General features: G+C 64.1%; 27 protein-coding genes. 16 read left to right on the top strand and 11 right to left on the bottom strand.

Going from position 1 to position 25,411, the window contains the following annotated elements; translation table 11 throughout:
• The first annotated feature begins 29 nt into the window (after positions 1-29).
• The 7 genes from PQ627_RS03825 to PQ627_RS03795 all read left to right on the top strand — a co-directional run bounded on the left by PQ627_RS03825 (position 30) and on the right by PQ627_RS03795 (position 6,798).
• The gene (locus PQ627_RS03825; protein ID WP_274258543.1) at positions 30-821 is read left to right on the top strand and encodes an NAD(P)-dependent oxidoreductase; all 792 of its coding nucleotides are present in this window, start codon (positions 30-32) and stop codon (positions 819-821) included.
• A 97-nt stretch (positions 822-918) separates the two neighbouring features.
• Positions 919-2,256, top strand: coding sequence for a TRAP transporter large permease subunit (locus tag PQ627_RS03820; protein ID WP_274258542.1), 1,338 nt, complete (start codon positions 919-921; stop codon positions 2,254-2,256).
• Between the two features lie 10 nt (positions 2,257-2,266).
• Entirely contained in the window at positions 2,267-2,521 is a 255-nt protein-coding gene (locus PQ627_RS03815) for a hypothetical protein (protein ID WP_144660517.1), read from the top strand.
• Positions 2,518-3,486 (top strand): cyclase family protein, encoded by a 969-nt coding sequence (locus PQ627_RS03810; protein WP_274258538.1) that lies wholly within the window; start codon positions 2,518-2,520, stop codon positions 3,484-3,486. The genes PQ627_RS03815 and PQ627_RS03810 overlap by 4 nt, the downstream gene beginning before the upstream one ends.
• A 58-nt stretch (positions 3,487-3,544) precedes the next feature.
• Positions 3,545-4,513 carry an NAD-dependent epimerase/dehydratase family protein gene (locus PQ627_RS03805; RefSeq protein ID WP_274258536.1) on the top strand — a complete coding sequence of 323 codons (969 nt, stop codon included), beginning with the start codon at positions 3,545-3,547 and terminating at the stop codon, positions 4,511-4,513.
• 4 nt (positions 4,514-4,517) lie between these two features.
• Positions 4,518-5,837 carry an LssY C-terminal domain-containing protein gene (locus tag PQ627_RS03800; RefSeq protein WP_274258534.1) on the top strand — a complete coding sequence of 440 codons (1,320 nt, stop codon included), beginning with the start codon at positions 4,518-4,520 and terminating at the stop codon, positions 5,835-5,837.
• A 187-nt stretch (positions 5,838-6,024) separates the two neighbouring features.
• Positions 6,025-6,798: a polyprenol monophosphomannose synthase gene (locus PQ627_RS03795; protein WP_274258532.1), complete on the top strand. Its 774-nt coding sequence runs from the start codon at positions 6,025-6,027 to the stop codon at positions 6,796-6,798.
• A gap of 127 nt (positions 6,799-6,925) precedes the next feature.
• Here PQ627_RS03795 and PQ627_RS03790 read toward each other — a convergent pair whose 3' ends face one another.
• Genes PQ627_RS03790 through PQ627_RS03780 form a run of 3 tightly spaced genes read right to left on the bottom strand, consistent with a single transcriptional unit; the run spans position 6,926 to position 9,098 of the window.
• The gene (locus PQ627_RS03790; RefSeq protein ID WP_262276579.1) at positions 6,926-7,330 is read right to left on the bottom strand and encodes a RidA family protein; all 405 of its coding nucleotides are present in this window, start codon (positions 7,328-7,330) and stop codon (positions 6,926-6,928) included.
• Positions 7,327-8,088, bottom strand: a complete 762-nt coding sequence (locus PQ627_RS03785) for an IclR family transcriptional regulator (protein WP_186313560.1) — start codon at positions 8,086-8,088, stop codon at positions 7,327-7,329. The genes PQ627_RS03790 and PQ627_RS03785 overlap by 4 nt, the downstream gene beginning before the upstream one ends.
• The gene (locus tag PQ627_RS03780; protein ID WP_274258529.1) at positions 8,085-9,098 is read right to left on the bottom strand and encodes a sugar kinase; all 1,014 of its coding nucleotides are present in this window, start codon (positions 9,096-9,098) and stop codon (positions 8,085-8,087) included. Before PQ627_RS03780 ends, PQ627_RS03785 begins: the two co-directional genes overlap by 4 nt.
• A gap of 168 nt (positions 9,099-9,266) precedes the next feature.
• Between PQ627_RS03780 and PQ627_RS03775 the strand changes: the two genes are divergently transcribed.
• From PQ627_RS03775 to PQ627_RS03760, 4 genes are read left to right on the top strand one after another with little or no spacing between them, the layout of a single operon-like run.
• Positions 9,267-10,565 (top strand): alanine racemase, encoded by a 1,299-nt coding sequence (locus tag PQ627_RS03775; RefSeq protein ID WP_274258527.1) that lies wholly within the window; start codon positions 9,267-9,269, stop codon positions 10,563-10,565.
• A gap of 8 nt (positions 10,566-10,573) precedes the next feature.
• Positions 10,574-12,226, top strand: coding sequence for an N-acyl-D-amino-acid deacylase family protein (locus PQ627_RS03770; RefSeq protein ID WP_274258526.1), 1,653 nt, complete (start codon positions 10,574-10,576; stop codon positions 12,224-12,226).
• On the top strand, positions 12,223-12,858 hold the full coding sequence (locus PQ627_RS03765; protein WP_274258524.1) for a bifunctional 4-hydroxy-2-oxoglutarate aldolase/2-dehydro-3-deoxy-phosphogluconate aldolase: 636 nt from the start codon (positions 12,223-12,225) through the stop codon (positions 12,856-12,858). Before PQ627_RS03770 ends, PQ627_RS03765 begins: the two co-directional genes overlap by 4 nt.
• A gap of 23 nt (positions 12,859-12,881) precedes the next feature.
• A complete protein-coding gene (locus tag PQ627_RS03760; RefSeq protein ID WP_144660539.1) occupies positions 12,882-14,273 on the top strand; it encodes a GntP family permease in 1,392 nt (463 codons plus the stop codon).
• A gap of 295 nt (positions 14,274-14,568) precedes the next feature.
• On the opposite strand, the gene PQ627_RS03755 is transcribed toward PQ627_RS03760, so the two are convergent.
• The 3 genes from PQ627_RS03755 to PQ627_RS03745 all read right to left on the bottom strand — a co-directional run bounded on the left by PQ627_RS03755 (position 14,569) and on the right by PQ627_RS03745 (position 17,998).
• Positions 14,569-15,075 (bottom strand): universal stress protein, encoded by a 507-nt coding sequence (locus tag PQ627_RS03755; RefSeq protein ID WP_144660541.1) that lies wholly within the window; start codon positions 15,073-15,075, stop codon positions 14,569-14,571.
• A 104-nt stretch (positions 15,076-15,179) separates the two neighbouring features.
• Positions 15,180-15,533 (bottom strand): CU044_2847 family protein, encoded by a 354-nt coding sequence (locus PQ627_RS03750; RefSeq protein WP_274258521.1) that lies wholly within the window; start codon positions 15,531-15,533, stop codon positions 15,180-15,182.
• Complete coding sequence (locus PQ627_RS03745; protein WP_274258519.1) at positions 15,530-17,998, bottom strand: CHAT domain-containing tetratricopeptide repeat protein; 2,469 nt, start codon at positions 17,996-17,998, stop codon at positions 15,530-15,532. Before PQ627_RS03745 ends, PQ627_RS03750 begins: the two co-directional genes overlap by 4 nt.
• Positions 17,999-18,172: 174 nt before the next feature.
• Here PQ627_RS03745 and PQ627_RS03740 point away from each other — a divergent pair, with 174 nt between their 5' ends.
• Positions 18,173-18,373 carry a hypothetical protein gene (locus tag PQ627_RS03740; protein ID WP_144660559.1) on the top strand — a complete coding sequence of 67 codons (201 nt, stop codon included), beginning with the start codon at positions 18,173-18,175 and terminating at the stop codon, positions 18,371-18,373.
• A 6-nt stretch (positions 18,374-18,379) separates the two neighbouring features.
• Here the strand turns inward: PQ627_RS03740 and PQ627_RS03735 are convergent, their stop codons facing one another.
• Complete coding sequence (locus PQ627_RS03735; RefSeq protein ID WP_274258516.1) at positions 18,380-19,414, bottom strand: LLM class flavin-dependent oxidoreductase; 1,035 nt, start codon at positions 19,412-19,414, stop codon at positions 18,380-18,382.
• A 107-nt stretch (positions 19,415-19,521) separates the two neighbouring features.
• The gene (locus tag PQ627_RS03730; RefSeq protein ID WP_274258514.1) at positions 19,522-19,869 is read right to left on the bottom strand and encodes a CBU_0592 family membrane protein; all 348 of its coding nucleotides are present in this window, start codon (positions 19,867-19,869) and stop codon (positions 19,522-19,524) included.
• Between the two features lie 190 nt (positions 19,870-20,059).
• Between PQ627_RS03730 and PQ627_RS03725 the strand changes: the two genes are divergently transcribed.
• Both PQ627_RS03725 and PQ627_RS03720 read left to right on the top strand, forming a co-directional pair.
• The gene (locus tag PQ627_RS03725; protein ID WP_274258512.1) at positions 20,060-20,983 is read left to right on the top strand and encodes a LysR family transcriptional regulator; all 924 of its coding nucleotides are present in this window, start codon (positions 20,060-20,062) and stop codon (positions 20,981-20,983) included.
• Positions 20,980-21,138: a hypothetical protein gene (locus PQ627_RS03720; protein WP_274258510.1), complete on the top strand. Its 159-nt coding sequence runs from the start codon at positions 20,980-20,982 to the stop codon at positions 21,136-21,138. Before PQ627_RS03725 ends, PQ627_RS03720 begins: the two co-directional genes overlap by 4 nt.
• Positions 21,139-21,367: 229 nt before the next feature.
• Here the strand turns inward: PQ627_RS03720 and PQ627_RS03715 are convergent, their stop codons facing one another.
• Together PQ627_RS03715 and PQ627_RS03710 are read right to left on the bottom strand one after the other, a co-directional pair.
• Positions 21,368-22,147: an isocitrate lyase/PEP mutase family protein gene (locus PQ627_RS03715; protein WP_274258508.1), complete on the bottom strand. Its 780-nt coding sequence runs from the start codon at positions 22,145-22,147 to the stop codon at positions 21,368-21,370.
• A gap of 11 nt (positions 22,148-22,158) precedes the next feature.
• The gene (locus tag PQ627_RS03710; RefSeq protein ID WP_274258506.1) at positions 22,159-23,391 is read right to left on the bottom strand and encodes an MFS transporter; all 1,233 of its coding nucleotides are present in this window, start codon (positions 23,389-23,391) and stop codon (positions 22,159-22,161) included.
• A gap of 128 nt (positions 23,392-23,519) precedes the next feature.
• Between PQ627_RS03710 and PQ627_RS03705 the strand changes: the two genes are divergently transcribed.
• Both PQ627_RS03705 and PQ627_RS03700 read left to right on the top strand, forming a co-directional pair.
• Positions 23,520-24,392: a helix-turn-helix transcriptional regulator gene (locus PQ627_RS03705; protein ID WP_274258504.1), complete on the top strand. Its 873-nt coding sequence runs from the start codon at positions 23,520-23,522 to the stop codon at positions 24,390-24,392.
• A 9-nt stretch (positions 24,393-24,401) separates the two neighbouring features.
• A complete protein-coding gene (locus PQ627_RS03700; protein WP_274258502.1) occupies positions 24,402-24,797 on the top strand; it encodes a (R)-mandelonitrile lyase in 396 nt (131 codons plus the stop codon).
• A gap of 12 nt (positions 24,798-24,809) precedes the next feature.
• On the opposite strand, the gene PQ627_RS03695 is transcribed toward PQ627_RS03700, so the two are convergent.
• On the bottom strand, positions 24,810-25,199 hold the full coding sequence (locus tag PQ627_RS03695; protein WP_274258500.1) for a tautomerase family protein: 390 nt from the start codon (positions 25,197-25,199) through the stop codon (positions 24,810-24,812).
• Between the last annotated feature and the right edge of the window lie 212 nt (positions 25,200-25,411).

The raw sequence follows: 25,411 nt of genomic DNA, 5'->3' as shown, positions 1-25,411 counted from the left end.
GCCCTGAACCCCGAACGAAAGACAAGATCATGACAGTTTGCACCGTTATTGGCCTCGGAGAAGCCGGAGCCACCTACGCGTCGGCACTGGTTGCCGCCGGCCACCAGGTCAAGGGTTTCGACCCGGTGGCACCCACCACCCCCGCCGGAGTTGTCCGCGCGTCCACTGCCGCTGAAGCATGCCTGGGAGCCGACGTCGTCCTTGTCCTGACCGGAGCCGCGGCAGCCCCGGCGGTCGCAGCGGAATGCCTTCCGTTGCTGGCCAAGGGCAGTTGCTATGCGGACCTCACCTCCTCCTCGCCTCACGTGATGCAGGAATTGAGCCGGATCCCCTCGGAGGCGGACTTTGCCGACGTCGCGATTCTTGGCCCGGTGCCCACCCAGGGCGCCAGGACCCCGCTGATGGTCAGCGGCCCCGGTTCCGAGGCGGTTGCCGCGCTGCTCGCTCCGCTGGGTGCCGACGTCGAAATTGCCGACGGCGAACCGGGCGCTGCGATGGCGCATAAGCTTTTGCGGAGCGTACTGATGAAGGGGCTGGCTTCGGTGGTGGTCGAGGCCGTCACCGCAGGCCGGGCAGCCGGACTGGAAGAGTGGATTCGGGAGCAGATCGCGCGCCAGTTGGCCGGCGACGGCCAAGCCGTCATCGACCGCTTCCTGGTGGGCACCGCCAAGCACGCCCAGCGCCGGTCGAAGGAAATGCAGGACACCGCGGACTTCCTTGCGGACGACCTGAAAGTCCCGGCCGAGATGACGACGGCGGCGGCCGCGGCTTTGTCACGGATAGCCAGCGAAGCGGCAGAGCCGGTGGCGGCAGTGGGCTGAGCCGCAGTATTGCGCTCACGGATACAGCAGGAAGAATCGGGACTAGAGAAACAATGAAGTACTCAGCGGAAACGCGATCCCTGTCAGGAGCAGCACCATGATCGGCATTTGGGCCCTCGGAGCCTACCTCGCCGCGATCCTGCTCTGGACTACGCTGTTCAAGCGCAGCGTCGGGGAAGCCATGATCATCGGTTTTCTGGTGGTGTTGCCGTTCACCGGCGCTGCCGCGGCACAGGTTGGCTGGTCGTCGCTCTATTCGGCCGTCACCGATGAGATTGTCTACGCCACCATGGCCTTCGTGTTCATGGGCTACCTGTTGGACAAAACCGGCGTACTCGACAAGCTGATCGATCTGTTGAACTCACTGATCGGCGGGGTAAGGGGCGGCCCGGCCTGGGTGTCCACGGTTGCGTCCGCCGGGCTTGGCGGTGTGGTCCACAACCAAGCGGCCATTGCCGCCACCGTGGGCTCGGTGACCATTCCGTGGATGGAAAAGTCCAAGCTGGATAAGCCATCAGCAGCGACACTTGTTGCCGGCAACGCGGGCATGGGCATCACGTTCCCATTCAGTGCGTCCATGTTCGTGCTGGTGGGATCCGCCACGGTGGGACCTTTGCTGAAGGTGAACGACCTCGTGCTGCCCTTGTTGATTGGCGGTTTGTGGTGCTTCCTGCACCGGCTGATTGTCACGTGGCTGTTGGTTCGCAAGAGCGGAATGGCGCCACTGGATCCTGCCCACCGCCTGGCTGTCCGCACGGCTTTCGGCCAGGGCTGGGCAACGCTGCTCCTCTTTGTAGTGGTGGCAATTCCCCTGATCATCACCTCCGGCGCCATCGCCTCGGCGTTGTCCGACTGGACAGGAGGGGACGTCACCAAATCCCTCAGCATTATTGTGTGGATTCCCGTGGTGCTCATCATCACCGGCGCCTTGTTGGGCCGTAAGTCCCTCCCCCGGAACGGGCGGGCCTGGTGGAACCTCCTGCAGAATTCAGCGCCGCGGTTCGGCGTCGTGGGCATTACCGTGGTGTTCGCGTTTGCCGGTGCCAACGCCTTGGCCGCCACCGGGCTGCCGAAGCAGATGACGGCGTTGCTTGGCCAGATGAATCTGCCTTTGTGGCTCCTTGCCATCCTGATCGGGCTGATCGTCATCGCCGTCGCTGCGCCGCTGTCCGCGACGGCGACGATGGCCGCCGTCGGAACTGTCGGCGTCGCTACGCTTGTGGCCGCCGGTGTTCCGGCAACGACGGCGGCTGTGGCGGTACTGGTTTTCTCCTCCTGCGAAGCTGCGGTCCCGCCGGGCGGGGCACCGTTGTACGTGGCGTGCGGCATCGCGGACGTCAATCCCATCAAGACCTTCTCCAGGCTCCTCACGCACTATGCCCTGCCTTTGTTGGGTATCGGTGTGCTGATCATCCTGGGCGTCCTTCCCATCTAAGGAAATTCCCATGCAACAGCTGCGACGATCCGTCCAGGCAGTCTTCGTCATTACCCTCGGGCTGCTTCTGGCAGGAGGGGTGTTGTTCGTGGCCGGCCAGGCCCTCGGCCTGGTTGTGGGCCAGGGCAGTTGGTTGGCGTTCCTCAACGAGTTCTTCAAGCCCGGCATGTGCATTGCGGCTTCGGTGTGCGCCGTGGCCGGGTTCCTGCTCAGCTACAAAAGCCCGCAGCGTGCGGACGTGAAACAGGAAGCGACCACGCGATGAACTACCCTTCATATGCCCAACTGCTCCAGCGGGAGGGGCAACTTGCCGGCACTTCCTGGAACCTGTTCCCCGACAAGGACCGCGGAACGCCGTCGTTCATCACCCCTGAGGCCGTGCTCTCGGCCAAGGACTGCATCCGCACCGGTGGGGTCTTTGGGCTGGACTACGCGGCAGATGCGTTCGACCCCGGCATGTCCCTCAAGCGCGGCGCTCCACGGCACATCATCTACTCGGCACATCCGGCCCACCGTGACGACTACCTGGACGGCTACTACCTGCAAGGTTCCACCCAGATCGACGGACTCAGGCACCGCCGGGCGGATGACGTGGGCTTCTACAACGGCACCCCGGACGGCTTGGTCTGCGAAGGTACTGCAGAGCTGGGCATCCAGGAGTGGGCAGAGCAACCCATCGTCGGCAGGGGTGTGCTGGTGGACCTTGAAGGCTACCGAACTGCTGCCGGGGCGCCGATCGACCACGAAGCCGGTGAACCCCTTGGCTTGGAGCTGATCCAAGCCGCTGTTGAGGCGCAGTCGCTCACGTTGGAACCGGGGGACATCCTCATGCTGCATACGGGCTGGTGCGAGTGGTTCCTCGGGCTGCCGGACTTTGGGAAGCAAGAAGTCCGGACCAGCCGGAAAGCAACCGGAATTGCGCAAAGCGAAGAGTTCGTGGCCTGGGCCTGGGACAACCGGCTCTCGGTTCTGGCTGCCGACAACTTCGCCTTCGAGTGCCTGCCGGCTGTGCCGGACAGCCCCTTCCTGGAATCGGCTCCCAATGACAACGGGATGATGCACCAGCAACTCCTGGCCAAGCTGGGCATGCCGCTTGGCGAACTGTGGAAGCTCGGACCCTTGGCCCGGCACATGCGCACGACGGGCACGTGGGAAGCCTTCGTCAGCATCAAACCGCTCAACATCGTTGGAGGCACTGGTTCGCCGGCGAATGCCATAGCCCTGCTCTGAAGCGGCAACCCCGGCTACTCTGGAACTCCCAGCTCTACCCCGGAGATGAAGGGAAGCCATGAAAATCGTTGTCATCGGCGGCAGTGGCCACATCGGCTCGTTCCTGGTGCCCAGGCTTGTTCGTGGTGGGCACGAGGTGATCAGCGTCAGCCGGGGGACCAGGGCGCCGTACACGGATTCCCCCGAGTGGCAGCAGGTCCGCCAGGTGACAGCGGACCGTACGCACGAGGACCTGGCAGGCACCTTCGGCGACCACATAGCGGGACTGGGTGCCGACGTCGTGGTTGATCTGCTGTGCTTCACGCTCGACTCCGCCACAGCGCTGGTAGGTCGGCTCCGTGGGGGGGTGGGACATCTCCTCCACTGTGGATCCATTTGGCGGTATGGCGCCAGCATCAAGTTGCCAATAGCGGAGGGCTCTCAATCCGCCTTGGAACCCACGGACGACTACGGTATCCAGAAGCGCGACATTGCCCGCATGCTGAAGGAGGAGACGGCGTCGGGCGGCCTGGTCACCACATCCTTGCATCCTGGCCACATTGTGGGTCCCGGCTGGCATCCGGTGGGACCGTTGGGCAATTTCGATCCCTCTGTCTGGCAGAAGATCTCCGCCGGGCAGACAGTGGAAATGCCCGGGAGCGGCACGGAATTGATGCACCACGTCCACGCCGACGACGTCGCCCAGGCGTTCGAGAAGGCGATCCAGCGTCGCGAAGCCGCGGCCGGCGAAGACTTCAACATCGTTGCGCCGACGGCTTTGAGCGTACGGGGCTTTGCGGGGATTGCTGCTTCCTGGTTCGGCCAGGAACCGCGGTTTGAAACGGTGGGCTGGGAGGAATTCCGCCGGAACACACCCCGCGAGCACGCGGAGGCGAGCTGGGCGCACTTGTCGCGCAATCACTGCCTGACCATAGAGAAAGCCAAGTCGCTGTTGGGCTATGCGCCGCGGTATGAACCGGAGCAGGCTGTTCATGAGTCCGTCCAGTGGCTCATCGGGAACAAACAACTCAGCCTCGCCGAAGGGTAAGCCCGTGTACAAGGCACCTGCCAAGGACGTGACCGATACGTGGCTAGACCACGCGTTCTTTATCCTTGGCGGTGTCGCGTCAGTCTGGCTGGCCTTTCTGCTGGTGGGCGAGAGCTTCCACTTGGGGTGGGGCCAGTTGTGGTTCTACTTCTTCTTCTGGGCATTCCTTGCCTATCTTCTTCTGCCCCGGCTCCACCGCATCCTCACCACGATCTACGTTCCCGGCTACTTCATCGGGCGGGCCAGGACCAGCGACGGGCTGCTGGGTGACCCCGTGAACGTTGCGTTGCTCGGCCACGAATCGCAAGTTCATGCCATCATGCGGGCCGCGGGTTGGACGCAAGCTGACGACGTCACCCTCGGCAGCAGCCGCCGCATCATCAGCTCCACCATTTTCCGGCGCAGCTACTCCGAGGCTCCGGTCAGCCCGCTCTACCTCTTCGACCGGCAACAGGATTTCGCCTACCAGCAGGAAGTGGACAACAACCCGGGCAAACGCCATCACGTCCGTTTCTGGCGTTGCCCCGACGGCTGGCTCCTTCCCGGTGGGCACAAAGTGGACTGGCTCGCCGCCGGAACCTACGACCGCAGCGTCGGCTTCTCACTCTTCACCCTCCAGATCACGCACAAGATCGAACAGAACACGGACGTTGAGCGCGACCACATTGTTCGGACAGTGTCCGACGCCGAGCCTGCTGTGACGGTCCAAGTGATCAAGGACTTCTCCACCGGCTACCACTCACGCAACGGCGGCGGGGACTCGATTTCCACCGACGGCGACCTCCCCATCATCGACGCGTGCCGGGTGGCGGTCCCGGCGAACCAGCCATCCCGCCCAACGGACAGCCGCGACCGACGGCCGGCCCCCACCATGATGGGAGCCGCGTTGGTGGTGGCCAGGTCCATCGCGGCCTTCGTCCTCGCCATGACGCTCTTGACCTCCTCCGAGGTGTTCACGGAACTCACCACCGATGGCGACCCCCTTGACCCACAAACCACGACGGCGGTGGTCACCTTTATTGCCGTGGTGGTCCTGCTGTTTGGGCTGGGTGAGATTTTCCTGGCTTGGCGGATTTTCCTCGGCAGCAACGGGGCGCGCGTGATCGCCATGGGGTTGAGTTCCATCTCCGTGGTGGTGCAGGCCATCGACTACTTCACGGGAAGCGCCAACATCACCCTGGAAGCCGGCCTCTCCGGCCTGGCTACTGACATCCTCGTCCTCCTGGCACTGTCCAGCCAGCGGGCCAGGGTGTACGCCAAACGGCAGCGGGTTCCGGCGGTTCCACCAACGCTTGCCCCGAAGCGCCTGCAGGCTGGTCACTAGTACGTACCTCCGCCACCTGCTGTGGATCGGGAGGCCGCTGAAATCGCTGGAAAATACGGGGTGTTGGCGCTTCCCGGGGCTCAAAGTGGGTCGTGGCGGCACGGGACTCTTCAGCTTGGCTCAATAGACTGGCCCTGCCCGGGGCTGCTCACACTGCGCTGAGCCCCGGTGATCATCGAATACTGAATTGGGGACCCACGTCTTGACTGCTGTACATCCGCAAATAACTGTTGTTGTGCCTACCTATAACGAGCGGGAGAACCTGCCGGTGCTCGTCGCGCAACTTCAAGCACTGGCTATTCCACAACTCCACGTCCTGGTTGTTGACGACAATTCACCCGACGGAACAGGTACGGTGGCGGACCAGCTGGCAGCAGATTCCCAGGGCGCGGTGTCCGTTCTGCACCGAAAGGAAAAGAACGGGCTGGGACGGGCGTACGTGGCCGGAATGACCCAAGCACTGGACGTGGATGCCGACGTCATCATCCAAATGGACGCCGACTTGTCCCACCCGGTGTCCGCTATTCCCGTCATGCTCGACCGGATCAGCACTTCCGACGCCGCGCTCGTCATCGGTTCGCGCTACGTCCACGGCGGTTCCACTGCTGCGGAATGGCCCTGGCACCGGAAGGCGCTCTCGGCTTGGGCGAACTTCTACGTGGGCGCGATCCTGGGCTTGAAAGTCAAAGATGCGACCGCCGGGTATAAGGCCTGGACGGCATCTGCCCTGCGCCGGATAGATGTAGCGTCCATCCAAAGCGACGGCTACTCATTCCAGGTCGAGATGAACTACCGGGCAGCCCGGCACGGGCTCAAAATCATGGAGGTTCCAATCCACTTTGAGGAGCGGGTGGAAGGGGCCTCCAAGATGGATCTGCGCGAGCAACTTGAGTCGGCGCTCACCCCGTGGAAGCTCCGCTTCCAGAAGGCAGAAGCACCTTCCCGGGTGACCGCCTCTTAACGGCTCGACGGCGGCACTCCTGGTGAGTGCCGCCGTCGGGCGCGTTTTCCACATGAGCGAGCGTTCGGCTCAAGCAGGTGGGATGTGAGTGAGCGTCCGGCTCAAGCGGGTGGGATGTGAGTGGGCGTTAGGCGGTGACGGCCAGGGCGTCGATTTCCACCAGCATGACCTCGTGCGGCAGGTCCACGAACACCGTGGTGCGGCTGGGCAGCAGGCCGCTGGGGACGTTTTCCTTGATGAATTCGCCGTAGACCTCGTTCATGGCGGCGAAGTCGTCGCGGGTGGTGAGGTAGACACGGAACATCAGCACGTCCTCCACGGAGGATCCGCCGGCTTCGAGGATGGCCTTGACGTTTTCCAGGGTGCGGCGGGTCTGGACGCGGACGTCGCCCTCGCCGATGTACTGGTTGGTGGCCGGGTCCATGGGGCCCTGGCCGGACACCTGGAACATGCCGCCCTTCTTGATGCCCTGGGAAAATACGTGTGCCGGGGCGGGGGCGTTTTCGGTAAGTACTACGGTCTTCTCGCTCATGCGGGTTTCCTTTCGTGGCTGATCCAGCCGAGGTCGTTGGAGATGGCCTCGGTGCTGGCTTTGAGGTCGGGCAGCAGCTCCAGCAATCCTTCATAGCTGAGCATCACTACCGGTACCGAACAAGAGGCTGCGGCCACGACGGCGCCGCTGGCATCGCGGATGGGGGCCGCGATGCAGTGCACGAAGGCTTCGTGCTCGGCGTTATCGTGCGCCCAGCCTTGTTCCTTGACCAGCTCCAGCTCCGCCAGGAGGGCAGAGGGCGAGGTCAGGGTGTTCTCGGTAACTTTGACGTAGTCCAACCCCGCGGCGATCTTTTCCTGCCGGCTGCGCGGCATGTCGGCGAGGAGGACCTTGGACACGGCGGCCGAGTGCAACGATGCAGTCAGGCCGATGCGCGAGTACATGCGGACGGGGTGGTGGGACTCGAACTTGTCGATATAGACCACCTCGTTTCCTTCAAAGGCGGCAAGGTGGATGGTGTGTCCGGTCTTGCCGTTGAGATCAGCGAGATGCGGGTGTGCCACCTTGCGGATGTCGCGTTGTTCCAGCGCCAAGGAGGACAGTTCGAAGAGCTTCGAGCCGAGCATGAACCGCTGGTCCTCGTCCCGCACCACGAGCCGCTTCTCCTCAAGGGCGTGCAGGAGCCGCATCACGGTGGTCTTGTGCACGGAGGCCTTGGACGAGAGTTCGTCCAGGGTTGCTGGTTTGGCGGCGAGTTCGCCAAGCAGGTCGATGGCCCGCATCAGGCTCTGGCTCAAGGTGTCACGCTCCGGGTGGTGTTGAAATGTCCGTCTTCAACATGGATAGCAGCCCAAGCGTCATCGGAGGAATCGAGGATGGCCGCAAGTTCATCCGCCGGAGGCAACGGACCCCGATCGCCGTGGACCGTCAGTGTGCAGGCGGCGGCAACGTGGCCGCGGCGGAGGCTCTCCTTCTGGCCCAGACCGTACAGCAGGCCGCTGAGGTAACCGGCGGCGAACGAGTCACCGGCGCCAACAGGTTCGACGACGGCGACGGACAGCGCGGGGACCTCTTCCCGGGTGCCGGCTTTGTCCAGCGCAATGGCACTGATGGCTTCGTTCTTGATCACCAGCACACCGGGCTCCGGCATGAGCCGGCGGAGTTCGGCTTCGTCGGTGGTTCCGAACGCGTGCTCGGCCTCGTCTTTTCCAACCAGTACGACGTCGGCCAGGTTCGCCAGCCGCTGCAGGACGGCGCGATCCTGTCCTGCCCAGAGCGCTGCCCGCCAGTTGACGTCGAAACTGATGAGGCGTCCGTCGCGGGGCGCGGTGAGCAACTCTTCGAGCAGGGAAAGGCAATCGGGGGACAGTGCGGCGGTGATCCCGCTCAAGTGGATCAGCGATGCGTTGTCCAGCAGCGAGGAGACTGCAGGGTTCGAAAGAGTGTCCGGTCCCATGGCCGAAGCCGCTGATCCTTGCCGGTAGTACAGGACCGAACTGCCGCCGTCGGGGTCCGACTCCTGGGCCGGCACCTTGACGTAGAGGCCGGTGGGCCGATCGGCGTCGACCTCCACTCCGGTGACTCCCACGCCGTGGTCGCGGAGGTCGTTGAGGATGCGGGTGCCGAAGCCGTCGTGCCCGACGCGGCTGACCCAGTGGGTCTCCAGGCCCATGGCGGCAAGGCCCATGGCGACGTTGGATTCCGCACCGCCGATCCCGCAGTGAAGCTCGGAGGCCATGTGCAGGGGAACGGCTTGGGCGGGGGTCAGCATCGCCATCGTTTCGCCGACACATACAGCTGAAAGCACTCGTTCTCCCATGGTTCGCGCGCTTCGCAGCGGCCTTGACTCTCGATCTGCCACCATGTTAGACATATCACGATCAGGCTTGCAACCAGCGTTGCAAAATACGCAACGCAAGCATAAGCAGCCCACAACGCAGCTTCAACGCCGCAGCACCGCGAAGGGAATCAACGCGTGGACACTTCCAAAGCCATCTCGGCAACCGCCGTGGCAACCTTGGCCGACCGCCGGCTCGACTGGCATCACAAGGCCATTCCCGCCAACGCCAAGGGGACCACGCACGCAGAATTCCTCCGCGAAAAGCACACGCTCGCGGACCTCCAGACACCGCTGCTCACGCTCGATGCGCAGGCGCTCGTCGCCAACGCGGATCGGCTGGCGCAGTGGTGCGCCGAAAGGGGCGTACTGCTCGCTCCCCACGGCAAGACCACGATGTCGCCGCAACTCTGGTCGGAGCAGCTCAACCGCGGGGCGTGGGGCATCACGCTGGCCAACTTCGCGCAGCTCCGGGTGGCCCGGGAGTTCGGTGTTCAGAACCTGCAACTCGCCAACAGCCTTACCGATCCGCAGGCGATCCAGTGGGTCGCCGACCAGGACTCCACCATCCTGTCGTGGGTAGACTCCGTCGAGACTGTCGCCTTGATCGAGCGGACGCTTGCGGGAACCGGGGCGGTGCTGGATGTCTTGGTGGAACTCGGCGCGCACGGTGGCCGGACGGGTGCCCGTGGCGTGGACGCCGCGATGGACGTTGCCCGTGCCGTGCATGCCGCCGAGCACCTCCGTCTGGTGGGGGTCAGCGGCTATGAAGGCTCGCTCGCGCACACAGCGGACGACGCCGGCCTGGCCGCTGTCCGCGGGTATCTCACCGACATACGGCTGCTTCACGAGGAACTCCTGGCAGCCGGCTTGTACGGCTCGGGTTCCGTGTTCATCACCGCCGGCGGCAGCGCCTACTTCGACGACGTCGTCACCGTTCTCGCCCCGGCCATCAGCACGGGAGCCGAAACCGGAGGACCGTCAGTGGATTTGATGATCCGCAGCGGCGCCTACATCATCCACGACGACGGCTTCTACCGCGGAATCTCGCCGTTCTCCCGCGTCGGCGATCAGCCGTTCCACGCCGGAATGTACGGCTGGGCGCGGGTTGTCTCGCAGCCTGAGCCGGGACTGGCGATCCTCGACGCCGGCAAGCGCGACCTCCCCTTCGACGAAGGTCTTCCCGAGCCGCAACTCCTCGGTCCGTTCCTCGGCGGAGCCATGGAACCACTGGCCGGAGCGGAGATCACTTCCGTCAACGACCAGCACTCCTTCATGACCTTCGACCCGCGCACCACCACAGTCCGTCCCGGCGACGTGGTCCGGCTGGGCCTGTCCCACCCGTGCACGGCGTTCGACAAGTGGACCGTCATCCCGGTCCTTGCCGACACCAACAGTGACCAGACCGTCGTCGACCTCATCCATACCTTCTTCTAGGACTCCCCATGAAGACCCTCATCAGCAACGCCACCCTGGTGGACGGAACCGGAGCGGACCGCCGTGCCGCCGACGTCCTGTTGGACGGCGCGGTGATTGCCGCCGTCGTCGACGCCGGTAGCCTCACCGCAGGAGACGCGGACCGCGTCATCGATGCCACGGGCTTGGTCCTGAGCCCTGGGTTCATCGACATGCACGCGCACTCGGACCTGCAACTGTTGGTCAACAAGAACCACTACGCGAAGCTCAGCCAGGGCGTCACCACGGAACTGCTCGGCCAGGACGGGCTTTCCTATGCCCCAGTGGATGAAGCCACGCTTGCCGGTGTCCGGGAGAAGATCGCGGGTTGGAATGACAATCCTGCGGACTTTGACTGGAACTGGCGGACCGTGGGGGAGTACCTCGATCGACTGGACACCGAGGACGAGGGGCCCGATGGCGTGACCGGCCGCATTGCCACCAACGCCGCGTACCTCGTGCCGCAGGGAACCGTCCGCGCGATGGTGATGGGCTTCGCCGAGGGTGACCCGACGCCGGAGCAACAGCAGCAGATGCAGGACGTCATCCGGACCGCCATGGAGGAAGGCGCCGTGGGCATGAGTTCGGGGCTGACCTACACGCCGGGAATGTACGCGCAGACCGAGGAACTCGCCGGACTGTGCCGCGTCGTTGGCGAACTTGGCGGCTTCTACGCACCCCACCACCGTTCCTACGGCAAGGGCGCCCTAGGTGCGTACGCCGAGATGATCTCCTTGAGCCGCGATACCGGCTGCGCCCTGCACTTGTCCCACGCCACCATGAACTTCGCCGAAAACAAGGGCCGCGCCGGGGAACTCCTGGACCTCATCGACGAAGCGCTGGAGCAGGGCGTCGACATCACCCTGGACACGTACCCCTACCTTCCCGGCGCCACCACCCTTTCGGCGATCCTCCCGAGCTGGGCGTCATCCGGCGGAACCGAAGCCACCCTGGCCCGCCTGGCCGACCCCGAAACCCGCGCCCGTATCCGGGAAGCCGTCGAGATCTACGGTTCCGACGGCTGCCACGGCGTAGTGGCCGAATGGGACACCCTGGAAATCAGCGGCGTCCAGAACCCGGCGCTTACGGGATTCGTGGGCAAGACCATCAAGGATATTGCGGCTGAAAGCGGCCAAGAGGCGTTTGATGTCTTCACTCAGATCCTCACCGAAGACCGCCTCGGCACAGGCATCCTGCAGCACGTTGGCCATGAGGAAAACGTCCAGGCCATCATGAAGCACCGCACCCACACGGGTGGCAGCGACGGGCTCCTGGTCGGTGCCAAGCCGCATCCCCGCGCCTGGGGCACGTTCCCGCGCTACCTCGGCCACTACTCCCGCGACCTAGGTCTCCTCAGCCTCGAAGAAATGGTCCACCACCTCAGTGGCCGGCCCGCCGCGCGACTCAAGCTCCACAACAGGGGACTGGTCCGCGAGGGGTTCGCCGCCGACGTCGTACTTTTCGATCCCGAAACCATCCGCGATACCGCCACGTTCCAGAATCCCCGCCAAGCCGCCAGCGGCATCCAGTACGTGTTCGTCAACGGCACGGCAGCGATCGACGGCGGCCAGCCCACCGGAGCGCGCGCCGGCCGTGCCCTCCGCCGCCACAGTGATGGCCTCACCAGAGAAGGACAACAATGACCCCCCAGGAATTCGTCCAGCAGCTCGAAACCGACCGCACGCTTGCAGTGGTCCGGGCTCCCTCCATCACCGACGCCGCGGACCTGTGCCTGGCGTTGGCCGAGGGCGGCATCCGCAGCGTGGAGCTTACGTTCACCACGCCCGATGCGCTCAAGCATGTCCGGCGCGCGGCGGAGACCGCAGCGGACCATGGTGCCGCCGTCGGAATCGGCACGGTGATGACTGCGGACCAGGCGCGCGCAGCCATCGACGCCGGTGCCCGGTTCCTGGTGACGCCCGGACTCCGGCCTGAAGTCGCGGCGGTTGCCGCGGCGGCCGGCATCCCGTTCAGCCTCGGCGCGATGACGCCCACGGAAGTGGCTCAGGCGCTGGACCTCGGCTCGGACGTCGTCAAGATTTTCCCCGCCCGACAGCTCGGACCGGCGTATCTGAAGGATCTGCAGGGGCCCTACCCGGGCATCCGCCTGCTTCCTTCCGGGGGCATCGACGCCTCCAACGCCAAGAGCTACCTCGACGCCGGTGCTGCCGCAGTCTGCTGCGGCACCAGCGTGGTCCCGCCCGCGGCAGTCGCTGCCGGCGATTGGGCAGACATCGCGGCACGTGCCGCAGCCTTCACCAGCACCCTCAAGTAGGACTCACCAAGAAAGAAACGCCCATGAATGAATTCCTTGAATGGCTGCGGCACGACACCGCCGGCCTGCTCCTCCTGGCAGGCGCGGGCATCGCGTTGCTGCTGTTCCTGATCATCAAGGTCAAGCTCGAGCCGTTCATCGCCCTGGTGGGAACCGGTGTGATCGTGGCACTGGTAGGCGGTATCTCGGTGGAGGCCCTGGTGGGTTCGGCCACCAAGAGCAGCGACGCCCTGATTGAGAAGGGCTTCGCCGGAATCCTTGGCCACATCACCGTGATCATCGGCCTTGGTACCGTCCTCGGGGCCATCCTCGAGCGGTCCGGTGGTGCCGAAGTGCTGCTTGGCAGGCTGGTGAAGATCTTCGGCGAGAAGGGCACTCCGCTCGCGATGGGCATCACCGGCTTCGTGCTGGGTATCCCGGTGTTCTTCGACATCGGCATCTTCGTGCTGGCGCCCCTGGTCTACGTCGCTGCCATCCGTGGCGGCAAGTCGCTTGCCTTGTATGCCCTGCCGTTGCTGGCCGGTTTGTCCGTGACGCACGCTTTCCTTCCCCCTCACCCCGGTCCGGTTGCTGCCGCAGGCTTGTTCCACGTGGACCTCGGCTGGATCATCCTCATGGGCCTCATCTGCGGTATTCCGGCCTGGTTCGCATCCGGTATTTTGTGGGGCACGTACATCGGCAAGCGCGTGATGGTGTCCGTTCCGGAAGACCGGATCGTCCCCGAAGCCGACACCGCGCGTGGTCATGAGCCCTCCATCGGCCTGGTGCTGCTGGCGATCGGCCTGCCCATGATCCTTATCCTCGGCGGCACGTTCGGCAACATCTTCGCGCCGGCTGGAACCTTCCGGGACATCCTCCAGTTCTTCGGCAACCCGGCCATCGCACTGACCGTGGCCGTGCTGCTCGCCATGTGGCTGCTGGGTATCCGCCGCGGCATGACCTCTGCTGAGCTCAGCGAAATCACGGGTTCCTCGCTGCGTCCGGTGGGCATGATCCTGTTGGTGGTTGGTGCAGGTGCGTTCTTCGGAGCGGTCCTGTCTGCCACTGGCGTCGGCAAGGCCGTGGCTGATTCACTGTCCCAGGCGGGCCTGCCCATCATCCTCTCCGCGTTCGTCATCAGTGCCGGCATGCGTATAGCCCAGGGCTCGGCCACAGTGGCGATCGTGACGACCGGTGGCATCCTCGCGCCAAGCCTGGCCTCGGGATACTCCCAGCCGCAGCTCGCGTTGATCGTGGTGGCCATTTCCTCGGGCTCGATCATCGCCAGCCACGTCAACGACGGCGGATTCTGGATCATCTCCAAGTACTTCAACATGTCCGTGAAGGACACCCTGAAGACCTGGACCGTCCTTGAAACCGTGCTGTCCCTGGTGGGCTTCGGGATGGCGGCCTTGCTGTACACCTTCGTCAGGTGACCTGCCGGCACCCAAGCCGGGTGCCGGCGTCGTGAGCTTGTACCGTCGCGACCCACATTGAAAACCACAACGGCCCCGACACGCCTGTAACAAGGCGTGTCGGGGCCGTTTCGTGGGTCAAAGAAGGTGGGGGCGGCACAGGCCAAAACCGAGGTTAAAACAAAGAGCTCCGGAGTGCGTTATTGGGGGATACGCACTCCGGAGCGGTCTTTGGACAGGCGCTTTCGCTTCCTGCACTCATCACTCTACGTGGCATCGGAGCCCATTGCCACCACCTTGAATAAGTACTTTCGCTTTAGTTTTTCCGGGCCGCTTCCTGGCGCTTTTTCTGGGGCACAATCAGGACCGGCCGGCGCTGGTGATGGCTGAGCCACGCAGCCACCGAGCCGTTGAGAGCCTCGGAAATGCGGTGTCCCAGGCCCGGCTCCGGCGAGCCCACAATGATCATGGAGGCGTTGATGTCCGAGGCCAGCCGGCCCAGTGCCCGGGCGGGGTCGCCGGCCAACAACCGCAGGGTCCAATCGGCCGTACCGCCGTCCATGGCTTCGGCGATGACCTTCCCCAGGTCTCCCCGGACGGCGTCCACCTCGGCGTCGTCCTTTTCCGGGTGCAGCGACATCCGGTGGGTCTCACGGGACGGATCCCACTCCACCAGGTAACTGGCCTCGTCGACGTAGGCGCACACCAGTGGCACACCGAGTTTTTCGGCGAGGGTCCGGGCTGTCTGCAGCACCTCCACGTGCTGGTCCGGAAGGACTCCCACCACCAAGGGAATGGGGCCGCTGAAATCCTCTTCAGCCATACCCTTATTGTTGCGCCGCAGGGGGCTGTTGAACAGGCCGTTTGCTACCCAACTGGGGGACAGATAACGCTCCACCCAAGCCTCATTGGGACGTTTGCTGTCCCCTAGTTGGGCGGCGCGGTTGGGGCGGGCTTGTTCCACGTCAGCCGCACCTTGAAGTTGGATGCAGTGCTGGCCGACGCTATGAACGCCCCGGCCTCGGCATGCAGGTCGATCCCGAACTCCACACTGAGCTCATCCGGGCGGTTTTCGAGGCTCAGGAGTTCGTCGATCACACCCTGCACTGCCGGCCGGACCTGCTCAAGCGCCCGTTGGAACGTCTGCTGGGCCCTCGCGAAAACCCCCGAATGATCGGCCGCGTGGTCGCCACCCCTGGTCACCAGGCTCCCGGCCCCGCTGGCCACCTCCACAACTACCGTGCCGCCGTCGTCGGTGGTGAACTCAACCAGCCTGCTCATTTGCCGGTCCTTTCTGCTGAACGAGCACCGAGGCGGCGCGCTTCGACCAGGAACCCCACACCTGCCGCGCAAAGCACTGCAAGCTGTATCAGGGCAAAGTACGCGTGGGTCCGGTACCAGGACTCCAGGAACACGCCTTTGTCCTGGACCCAGACCAGCGGTACGGACACGGTGGCATACAGCAGCAGCCATCCCATCAGCCTGGATTGCCCGGTGCGCAGGGCCAGGATTCCCGCCCACAAACCGAAGCCGGCGTGCACGAAACTGAACACGACGCTTGTCAGTTCCACGGCGTAGTTCAGACCCGACAACCCAAAGACCGCACCGGAGACGACCACTCCGGCCATCACAAGCCTGCCCATGACGGAGCGGTCGGGAAGGCCTGCGACGGCGAGCAGCAGGTATCCCAAGGGGGCCACCAGACCGTAGACAATCCGGAGGGAGGCATCGCCGCCACTCTCGTACCAGTAGTTGTCATCGAGCCACAGGAAGTAGACGGCAAAGCCCACTCCCAGGCCGCCGGCCACCGCCAGCGCGGCTCCGCCCCAGGCGAGAGGAACGGTCTTGAACGGCTGCGGCATGGAGGCGGCCGGTCGCGGCGGGGCGACGGTGGGGCCGGAACCGCCAACGTTCGACGCCGGGACACCAGCGAGCGGCGCGGCACGCGGTGGGGTGGGGCTCGGGTTGGACGCCGGTTGTGCGCCCGAAGGGGCCGTTCGGGGCGGTGGCGGTGGCTGGTAGACGGCCGTGTACGAGCCCTGCTCTGTTCCGGAGTTCGCCGGAGCGGGGGCTTCTTTTGGCTTGGTCTTCTCGATTTCGGCCCGTGCTGCAGTTGCCAGCCCACCGGGATCGGCCGCAGCCGGGTCCAGTGAAGACAGCTCACGGGAGACATCGAGAACTGCCTGCCACGAACCCTGGGAGGAGTGGTACCGCAGTTCGCCCTCCAGATCGGCGAGGCGTTGCTTTCTTTCGCAGTCCTGTTTCCGGGCCGCGGCATCGGGATACTCGGGATCGTCCAAGACCAGGGCGAAACCGTCCGCAGCCGCCAACCAGTCGCCGGATTCTTCCGCCTGGCGGGCCTCGCGGTAGATACGGGCAAGTTCCAGGTGTTTGCGGGCAGCGTCTCGTTGGTTTGCTGCGTCCCGGTAGCCGGGTTCCAATGTCAGGAGGTCCTCAAACAGTTCCACGGCCTGGTCGAATCGCCGCGCACGCAGTTCCGCAGTTGCCTGCACATACAACGCCCTCAACTGGGCGCGTTTCATGGCTTGGTCTGTGTTCGCTTGTGTACCTGCAGCAGCCTGACCGCCCGAGGCCGCGGCCGCCGTCGTACCTTCAACTGAAGCCAGGACGCGCGGGGAGCCCTTCAACGTGAAAAGTTGCGTGGATCCGCCCCGGACGTAAAGGGCCGGGGTGACCCATTCGAGTGTGCCGTCCGGGCTGGCCATCACTGAGATCCGGCCGATGCGGGCGGCCTCGTCAACCGTGCGGCCGTTGGCGATCGCGGCGTAGAAGCCGTGGGAGAACGCGATCGCGGCCGAGTCGCTGATGGCGAATTGCATCGCGGCGACCGCACCGATTCCGCTGCGGACCAGGGCCGAGGCGGTACCGGAGAAGAGGTCGGCCTGGCCCATTTCGCCCGAGGAGCACGAGTTCAGCACCACGAGCCGCGGGCGCGGGGCGGCTACGCTCAGCAACGCCATCAAACGCACGGCGCGGACCATTGCGGCGCGGCCGTCCTGCCCCACCAGGGCGATGCGGCCCTCGTCCGTCCGGGAGTCATAGTCGCCGTGGCCAACGAAGTGGACTACATGCCAGGGGCCTGCGAGGAGCATCGATTGCACGTCATCCCACGTGCCGCTCCTGGTCCACACCAATTCAACACGGCCCTCCGACGCCGGTCCTGCAAGTGCCCTGCCCAGATGTTCCTTTTCGGCCGCGACATCCAAGGCCGGCAGATCCCGGGGTGAGGCCACGATGCCCAGGATGCGCAACGGCGGGGCCACATCTAAGGGATTGAGGTTGTAGTCGGGGGCGGGCACATGCCGCAGCAAGGGCTCGGTCTGGCAAAGGTAGGTCTCGGTTTCGGGGTCGAACAGGGTTTCCCACGGCATCGTCGCCAACTCGGGGGCCGCCAGCCGGAGGACAACCCTGAGCTGCTGGCCCGCGTGCTGGGCAGCACCCAAACTGGCCCGGTAGGTCCCGTAGACCTCCCGGGTGAAGAGCGCTTGGAACAGTTCCTGGCCGACTTCGCGGACTGCCACTTCCGCTACCGGAAGCGTGCGGCGGGCGGCGACGGCGGACGCCAGAACTGTCGCTTCAAGCTGCGGAAGCCGGTCGATGATCCCGTCCACGTCCAGGGCGAAGATGCCGGACGCGTGCCCGCCCGCCGGTGCGCGAACCACGTGCACCGTATATTCGCCGCGTGCAGAGCCGGTATCGATTTCCAGCTCGATGTCACAGTCCATCGCGGGTCCCTCGTGCGACGGGCGGCCGGCAGCCGGAAACGGCGTGCCGGAGTGCCCTTAGGACTAGATTGGCCCTACATCCGGCTGCTTACAAGCCTTATCGGTGGACCCTTGAAGACGCCACGGCCCCGGCCTACCGTTAATTCGACGGATCCGACGGAAGGTGGTCCCGCGGTGGAAATCTACATGTGGTGGCTTGATCTGCACCTGGACAGCAAGGAATGGCTGCGCGAGAACCTGCGGGTGGAAGAACTGCCACTGCAGGTCCTGCAACACATCGCCGAGGCCGGCGGACCCCACCCGGACAAAGTGAGCGGCGTATTGACCTCGGCCGATTGGGACTTCATCCAGACCCAGTCGGAGTTCGTGGACTGACTGTCCTTACTTCGCGGGTGTCCACCCCAGTGCCGGCCCCAACATTTCTGCGATGTCCGTGAGGATCTGTACGTAGTCCTCGTGCTCAAAGCTGAACGGCAATGCGAACGCCACCTCGTCCACCTCCTGGAAGCCCAGGTGCGCGTAGAGTTGCCCGGCGATTTCTTCGCTGCTGCCGATGAGGTCCTGAGCGAACATCATGCGTTTTGGTCCCTGAGGTGCGCTGGTGCGGGGTGTTCGCTCGTCAACGTAACGCTGGTACTTTTCCCGCTGAGTGCTTGATGCCGAATCCGTGGGGATCACCACCAGGCCCTGTGAAACCCGGGCCGGGCTGCGGCCCGCCGTTGCTGCGGCGTCCCTGAACGCCCGGATCTGGCGTTGCTGTACGGCGGCGAAGTCCGGTTCTTCATCCGGTCCGGGGAAGACGACGCTGCTGGAGAGCAGGTTGAAGCCGTTCTCTCCGGCCCACGTTGCAGACTTCAGGCTCGCTGCTCCGTACCAGAGCCGTTCCCGCAACCCGGCAGAGTGCGGTTCCACGCGGTTTGAGAACTCCTCCACAACGCCCTGCTTACCCGAAAACTCCCGAACTTTTTCGCCCGCGACCAGCCGGGCAAAGCGGTCCACGCGCGCGTAACTGAAGTCCTCGGTATCTGCCGAATCCGGATACAGCTCGTGTTTGACGGTGTCATAGTGCATCGGTTCACCTACGCTGACGCCCGGGTTGACCCGACCCCCGCTGAGCAGGTCCACCGTGGCCAGGTCTTCGGCAAGCCGCAAAGGGTTTTCCCAGCCCAACGGCGTTACTGCCGTGCCCAGTTCAATCCGGGACGTCCGCTGGCTGGCCGCCGCCATCACCGCGACGGGCGACGAGATGCCGAACTGCAGGTGGCGGTGGCGCAACCAGGCACTGTCGAATCCCAGGCGCTCGCCGAGTTCAATAATGTCCAAGGTTGAGCGGTGGCCCGCAGCAGGATCCGCCGGGTCAAACAGCCCGATGGTAAGGAATCCAAGCTTGCGGAGCGGGCGGTCTGGGGTAGGCATGGCTTCCTTCTCTGTCGGGCGGCGCTTAAGGCCCAGCCTATGCGCTGGTTCTTACGACGACGGCGGGAGGTTACCTTGTGTGTTCGCCGCGCCCCTGGACGAGCAGGTTACGCGCAGTTGGCGACAGGAGCGGGGTGCGGGATGACAGGCGGCGTGCCCGTGTCCGTCGTGACGTAGGCCGGGACGACGATCGGTTCCGCCTCGACGACTGCGTCAGGTTGCTGGTTGCGCATCCTCAGCAGGGCGACCGCCGAGATGAGGAACCACGCCACGTTGGTGGCCACCGAGGGCCAGGCTCCGTGGAGCGTGCCGTTGATGATGAAGGCGCAGGAGCCAAAAAGGTTCGCGGCCTGGAACGTGGTGCCCGGCTTGATCCAGCCCATGGACACCGTCATGTAGGCGCAAAGCATCGCTGCAGCACCGGCCCAACCGGTAATTTCCCAGAGCAGCTCCATCGGGTGTCCTCTCTCATGTCCAGGCAGCCAGCTCGGAGGCAGGCCGAATGACGAATAACTTCAGGGGTGTTTTCTGCTGTTTACAGAGACCGTATCCTCAGAGCGAAGAGCGGCTATGCCTAAATTCTGAGGGAAAGCTACCTTTAGTTCAATTGCATTATTCTGAAGGCCGTATTTAGAATCGCTGAACATGGAAATGGACCCTCGTCGCCTGCTGGTTCTCCTCGCCGTCGCCCGTACCGGCGGGGTCCTCGCGGCTGCCGATGAGCTGCGGATTACGCCGTCGGCGGTGTCGCAGCAACTCACCAAATTGGAGAGCGAAGCAGGCCAGGCGCTGCTTCTCCGAACGCCCAAAGGCTCGGTCCTGACGCCCGCCGGGCTGGCGATGGCAGAGGCAGGGGAGGAGATAGAGCGCGCACTGAATGTGGCGCGGTCCCGCGTGCAGGGACAGGCTGAGGTTGCCGGCGTGGTGCGGGTGGGCGGATTCACCAGCTTCATGCGGACTGTGGTGATCCCGCGGCTTCCCGAATGGCGCATCCAGTACCCCCAGCTCCAGATCCAGCTGGTTGAGGACGCCTTCCCGGCGCTTATGCGGCTGTTCCGTCAACGCCAGCTGGATGCAGTGGTGGTCGAACACGATTCCACCACCTCGAACCAGCGTCCCCTTGCCGCTGGAATGGTGGAAGAACCCCTGCTGGATGAGCCATGGAAGCTGGTGGTTCCGGCAGGGTCGCTGCTGACCACCGACAACCTGGACCTCAGCCGTTTGCCCCTCCCGTGGCTGGGGGTCGAGCCATCAGCGGCCAACATTGCCGTCCTCGGGCGCCTCCGCCATTCCACAGGAGTCCAGATCGAGACGATTCACCAGTACCAGGACACGCTTACCGCCCTGGCGTTGGTAGCCGCGGGCGAGGGCGTTGCGATCGTTCCCACCTTGGCTCTGACGGGCGTGGTCCAGGATCAGGTGGACATTCTGGATGTCCCGGGACTGGGGACCAGGCACATTGCCCTTCGCCGGTTCGACCGACGGCGGCCAACAAGCCTTCCCTTGGACACCGTGGCCCGCCTCCTGCGGGAATCGGCGGCGGCCTTTGATACGAGGTCGACTTCGTGACGGGTCCCCTGGGACTGTCAGCCTACTGGGTGTCCATGGGAGCAGTGCGTTTCCCCCGGCGCGATCTCATGCCCCTGGATGCATGTGCGTTCCGGCGGGTGGTGATCATCATGGCGGCGGATGAAGATACTGCTGGCGGTTCCTTCCACGCCTGAGTCTTCGCGCCTGAGCCACTCCCCGAAGCGGGTTCTGTGTTCTTTGCTTTCACTTTGGTGATCCGGTTTGTCGTGCCGGAATGGACCCTTGGTCATGGCAACCACGCCCCTTCCGCCAGGTTCTGCTGCCATCAGCACAACAATTTTAGGATCACTCCGGCAGCACTGAAAGACCTTGTTGGAGGGCAGTCCCGGCCCACCCGCTGCGAGTGGGCCGGGACGCTTTGCCCTAGTTCAGCGCAGGGGTGTCCTTCGGGATGACGCCGGAACCGTACAGGTTGGTGGCGAGGTCCTGGAGGGCGCGCAGGGCGACCCGCTGCGTGAACGGCCCGTAGGACACACGCGCTACGCCGAGTTCTTGAAGTTCGGCTCCGGGCAACGCTCCGGGAGCGCCGATCACCGAGAGCTTGCCGCGGCCGAGGCCTTCAACGAGGGGCTCGATGGTCTCACGGTTCAGTGCGCCGGGGACGAAAACCAGAGCGGCACCGGCGTCGAGGAAGGCCCGGCCCCGCGCGATGGCGTCGTCGATGCTTTCCTTGACCGGACGGTCACCGCCGCGGACGATGGCGTCAGTCCGGGCGTTCAGCTGGAAGGCAATGCCCTCGGCGTTGGCGGCGTCAATGATCGCCTTCACGCGGGCAACTGCTTCGTCGAACGGCCGCAGGCGGTCCTCGACATTGGCGCCCACCACTCCGATGCCAATAGCGCGACGGATGGTTTCCGCCGGGTCCTCATATCCGTCGTCGAGATCTGCAGTGACCGGGAGGTCAACAGCGTTGACGATCCTCTCCACACCGCTCAGCGCCACATCCAACGGCATGGTTCCATCCTTGTATCCAAAGGCGGCAGCGATGGAGTGTCCTGCCGTGGCAATGGCCTTTGTCTGGGGGAGCGCGGCCACGGCGGTTGCACTGACGGCGTCCCAAACATTAACGACACTCAGGATTTCAGGTGCCTCATGAAGGGCCTTCAGTTGTTCCGCGCGGGCTTCGATGCTTGCTTCTGTCATGGTTGTCTCCGTCATCCTCGGTTGGGAGTTGGTGCCATGTTCAGCCTAGACGCAAGGAACGCCGCCACCACCAGCACCACGGCACTGGCAAGGAATGTGCTTTCAAAGCCGAGCGAGTCGAACAGGATCCCGCCAAGAGTGGAACCCAGGGCGATGCAGGTCTGGACCACGGCCACCATGAGCCCGCCGCCTTGTTCGGCGTTGTGGGGCATCGCTTGCGCTACCCAGCTCCACCAGCCCACCGGAGCCGAGGTACCCAACAGGCCCCAAAGGGCCAGCAAAAGAACGACGACGGCGAACACCGCACCCAGCGGTACGAGGGCAACCGCAATGAGGGCCATGACGGCGGGAATCACCATGAGCGTCCGCTGCAGCCCGGGTCCCAGGAAACGGCCGATGAGGAGTGTCCCGGCAAATCCGGACACACCCATGACGAGGAGAACAATGGAAACAACGGCCACTTCCACATGGGTGACGGTTTCCAGGAAGGGCCTGATGTAGGTGAACAGGATGAACTGCCCCATGAAGAAAGTCCCGCAGGCGGCCATGCCCCACGCGACAGTCCGGTTCTTGAAAGCGTTGAAGATCGCGAGGGTGTCGCGGGCTTTGGTCCTGGTGGTCGGTGCTTCCAAGGACGGCAGGGACATCCAGAGCCACACCACACATGCCGCGGAGACTGGCACGAGACAGAGAAACGCTCCCCGCCATCCGATGAAGGAGCCCAAGTAGCTGCCAAGAGGCGCTGCCAGAACGGTGGCCAGGGCGTTGCCTCCGTTGACTATCGCCAGAGCACGGGGAACCCGCGACGGAGCCACCACCCGTATCGCCGTGGCCGCGGACATTGACCAGAATCCGCCGATGACCACCCCAATGGCTGCCCGGCCCACCATGAAGGGCAAGTAGCCTGGCGCCAGCGCTATCAGGGCTCCCGAGGCACCCATCAGGGCGGCCAGGCCGATCAGCAGCGTGCGCCGGTTCATCCTTCCGGTCAGCGTGGAAATCGAAAGACTTGTGAGGACGGCGAACAGGCCCGATATCGCGATTCCCTGTCCCACCAGCCCTTCGGAAACCTGAAGATCCCGGGCCATGGGAGTCAGGAGGCTGACGGGCATGAATTCGGAGGCGACGACGGCGAAGGCCCCGAAGGACATGGCGAAAACACCTCCCCAACGGCTCACCGGGTTATTGCTTACGGGGTTTCCGGGCACTTCTACGGGCACCACCGTGGGTGTATCTGCTGACATGGATTGGCCTCTCAGGTGAACGACTGGATTCATCGGACCATGGCCTTGGGGACAGGTGGGAGGCTCCGGTTATACAGGTTCCAACAGAACCTCTCACCACGGGTCGGCGACGTCGTAACGTGGTGGGCATGGACAATCGGTCGGAAGTGCGGGAGTTCCTGATGTCCCGCCGCGCACGCATCACCCCTGAGCAGGCAGGCATCGAAGTTTTCGGGATCCGGCGCCGGGTCACGGGCCTTCGCCGTGATGAAGCGGCACGTCTGGCTGGCGTCAGCGTCGACTACTACATCCGCCTGGAACGGGGAAACCTCTCCGGTGTTTCGGACAGCGTGTTGGATGCCATCGCCGGGGCGTTGCAGCTGGACCGTGCGGAGACCGAGCACCTTTATGACCTTGCCCGGACAGCGAACAGGGGAGCCCGGACCAAGGTGAAGAAGGCCGTCCACACTGTCGATCCTGCGCTGCAGTACTTTTTGGACTCCATCACGGGCGCGCCGGCTCTTATTTCGAACCACCGTATGGATGTGGTCGCGGCGAACGCCTTGGGTTATGCCATGTACTTCGACCTTTTCCGGAGCAGTGCCGGGCCGGCGAACCATTCCCGGTTCATCTTCCTGGATCCCAGGGGGCGGGAGTTCTACCCGGATTGGAACCGCGCAGCCAACACCAATGTGGAGATCCTTCGCCGCAACGCAGGCCGCTTCCCACACGACAAAGCCATCACCGAGCTCGTGGGCGAATTGTCCATGCGGAGCGAGGAGTTCCGCACTTTGTGGGCCGCGCACAACGTCAGGCGCCACAGATCGGGGATGAAGAACTTCCACCACCCCGTGGTCGGTCCCCTGGAACTGACGTATCAACAACTTGAACTCGACGAGGACACCGGACTTCACGTCACCGTCTACCCGGCAGTTCCCGGAAGTGCCAGCGAAGAAGGCCTGAAGCTGCTGGCGTCATGGGCAGCCACGGAGAATGTCGTCGAAAAGGCCAGCACCCGCTAAGGAGCAATCATGAAGTACACGAAAAGCGGTGGCCAGACAGCCGCTGGACCCGGGGAATGGTTCACCGGAACTGTGCAGATCGACAGCATCAGGACCCCGGATGAGCAATCAGCTGTGGGTTGCGCCCACGTCCGGTTCGCTCCGGGCGCCCGGACTGCCTGGCATCATCACCCCAAAGGCCAGACGCTGTACGTCACCGACGGCATAGGGCTGGTGGCTACGCGGGACGGCGGGATTCAACAGATCCGTCCCGGCGATGTGGTCTACATCGAACCCGGCGAGGAGCACTGGCACGGTGCCACCCCTGACCGGTTCATGGCACACGTCGCGATGCAGGAAGCGGACAAGAACGGCGACGTCGTCACCTGGCTCGAGCACGTCTCTGATGAGGACTACATGGGCTGAGCGGAGGGCCTGCTAAACGTTGACCTGGTAATTGAGCGACAGCTCCGCGGCATTGACACCACGGATCCCCCAGTTCACCCGCGGAGTCTCCGTGATGGTTATCTCCACGCTGTGCGGCTTGATTCCTGCTTCGGATTCGATCCGTGCGAACAGGTCCGCGATGAGGTTGCGTTTTGCCTGCTCTGTTCTGCCCTCGAACATGGAGATCTCGATGATTGTGTAGTCTCCGCCCCGGTCGTCGGGGTGGATGAAGTCAACGTCCGAGAGTGAAATGAAACGTTGAAACTTCTTTTCAGGTGGATAGTCGAGGGTCGTCACTATTGCCCCATGAATCGCAGAGGAAAGGGCCTCGCGGCGTTGTTCGATTGAGCTTCTGTGTCCATAGACAATGACCTGTGCCATGGGCGCATTCTACTCAAACGGCAACTCCACGAGCGCAAGGGCGGTCGTCCGGGTCCGGTTAACGTGTGGATTCAAAAAGGCAAACGATTGGTCCGACTTTCCGCCGCGTCGTGTTTCGCCCATTCTTCACTTGGCCTTTAGGCTGGCCGATGAATGGGGGGATCCATGTTGGATTTATTTAGCTTGAAATTGGCGTTGGCCGTGGTCACGCT

It is taken from the genome of Paenarthrobacter sp. AB444 (assembly GCF_028736865.1).
GTDB lineage: Bacteria > Actinomycetota > Actinomycetes > Actinomycetales > Micrococcaceae > Arthrobacter > Arthrobacter nicotinovorans_B.
This window is presented reverse-complemented; position numbering and strand designations above follow the sequence as displayed.

Bases quoted from the DNA above. Each gene is read 5' to 3' on its own strand.
- PQ627_RS03825 (WP_274258543.1), top strand. From the start codon at position 30: ATGACAGTTTGCACCGTTATTGGCCTCGGAGAAGCCGGAGCCACCTAC.
- PQ627_RS03820 (WP_274258542.1), top strand. From the start codon at position 919: ATGATCGGCATTTGGGCCCTCGGAGCCTACCTCGCCGCGATCCTGCTC.
- PQ627_RS03815 (WP_144660517.1), top strand. From the start codon at position 2,267: ATGCAACAGCTGCGACGATCCGTCCAGGCAGTCTTCGTCATTACCCTC.
- PQ627_RS03810 (WP_274258538.1), top strand. From the start codon at position 2,518: ATGAACTACCCTTCATATGCCCAACTGCTCCAGCGGGAGGGGCAACTT.
- PQ627_RS03805 (WP_274258536.1), top strand. From the start codon at position 3,545: ATGAAAATCGTTGTCATCGGCGGCAGTGGCCACATCGGCTCGTTCCTG.
- PQ627_RS03790 (WP_262276579.1), bottom strand. From the start codon at position 7,330: ATGAGCGAGAAGACCGTAGTACTTACCGAAAACGCCCCCGCCCCGGCA.
- PQ627_RS03770 (WP_274258526.1), top strand. From the start codon at position 10,574: ATGAAGACCCTCATCAGCAACGCCACCCTGGTGGACGGAACCGGAGCG.
- PQ627_RS03765 (WP_274258524.1), top strand. From the start codon at position 12,223: ATGACCCCCCAGGAATTCGTCCAGCAGCTCGAAACCGACCGCACGCTT.
- PQ627_RS03760 (WP_144660539.1), top strand. From the start codon at position 12,882: ATGAATGAATTCCTTGAATGGCTGCGGCACGACACCGCCGGCCTGCTC.
- PQ627_RS03755 (WP_144660541.1), bottom strand. From the start codon at position 15,075: ATGGCTGAAGAGGATTTCAGCGGCCCCATTCCCTTGGTGGTGGGAGTC.
- PQ627_RS03750 (WP_274258521.1), bottom strand. From the start codon at position 15,533: ATGAGCAGGCTGGTTGAGTTCACCACCGACGACGGCGGCACGGTAGTT.
- PQ627_RS03745 (WP_274258519.1), bottom strand. From the start codon at position 17,998: ATGGACTGTGACATCGAGCTGGAAATCGATACCGGCTCTGCACGCGGC.
- PQ627_RS03735 (WP_274258516.1), bottom strand. From the start codon at position 19,414: ATGCCTACCCCAGACCGCCCGCTCCGCAAGCTTGGATTCCTTACCATC.
- PQ627_RS03730 (WP_274258514.1), bottom strand. From the start codon at position 19,869: ATGGAGCTGCTCTGGGAAATTACCGGTTGGGCCGGTGCTGCAGCGATG.
- PQ627_RS03725 (WP_274258512.1), top strand. From the start codon at position 20,060: ATGGAAATGGACCCTCGTCGCCTGCTGGTTCTCCTCGCCGTCGCCCGT.
- PQ627_RS03715 (WP_274258508.1), bottom strand. From the start codon at position 22,147: ATGACAGAAGCAAGCATCGAAGCCCGCGCGGAACAACTGAAGGCCCTT.
- PQ627_RS03710 (WP_274258506.1), bottom strand. From the start codon at position 23,391: ATGTCAGCAGATACACCCACGGTGGTGCCCGTAGAAGTGCCCGGAAAC.
- PQ627_RS03705 (WP_274258504.1), top strand. From the start codon at position 23,520: ATGGACAATCGGTCGGAAGTGCGGGAGTTCCTGATGTCCCGCCGCGCA.
- PQ627_RS03700 (WP_274258502.1), top strand. From the start codon at position 24,402: ATGAAGTACACGAAAAGCGGTGGCCAGACAGCCGCTGGACCCGGGGAA.
- PQ627_RS03695 (WP_274258500.1), bottom strand. From the start codon at position 25,199: ATGGCACAGGTCATTGTCTATGGACACAGAAGCTCAATCGAACAACGC.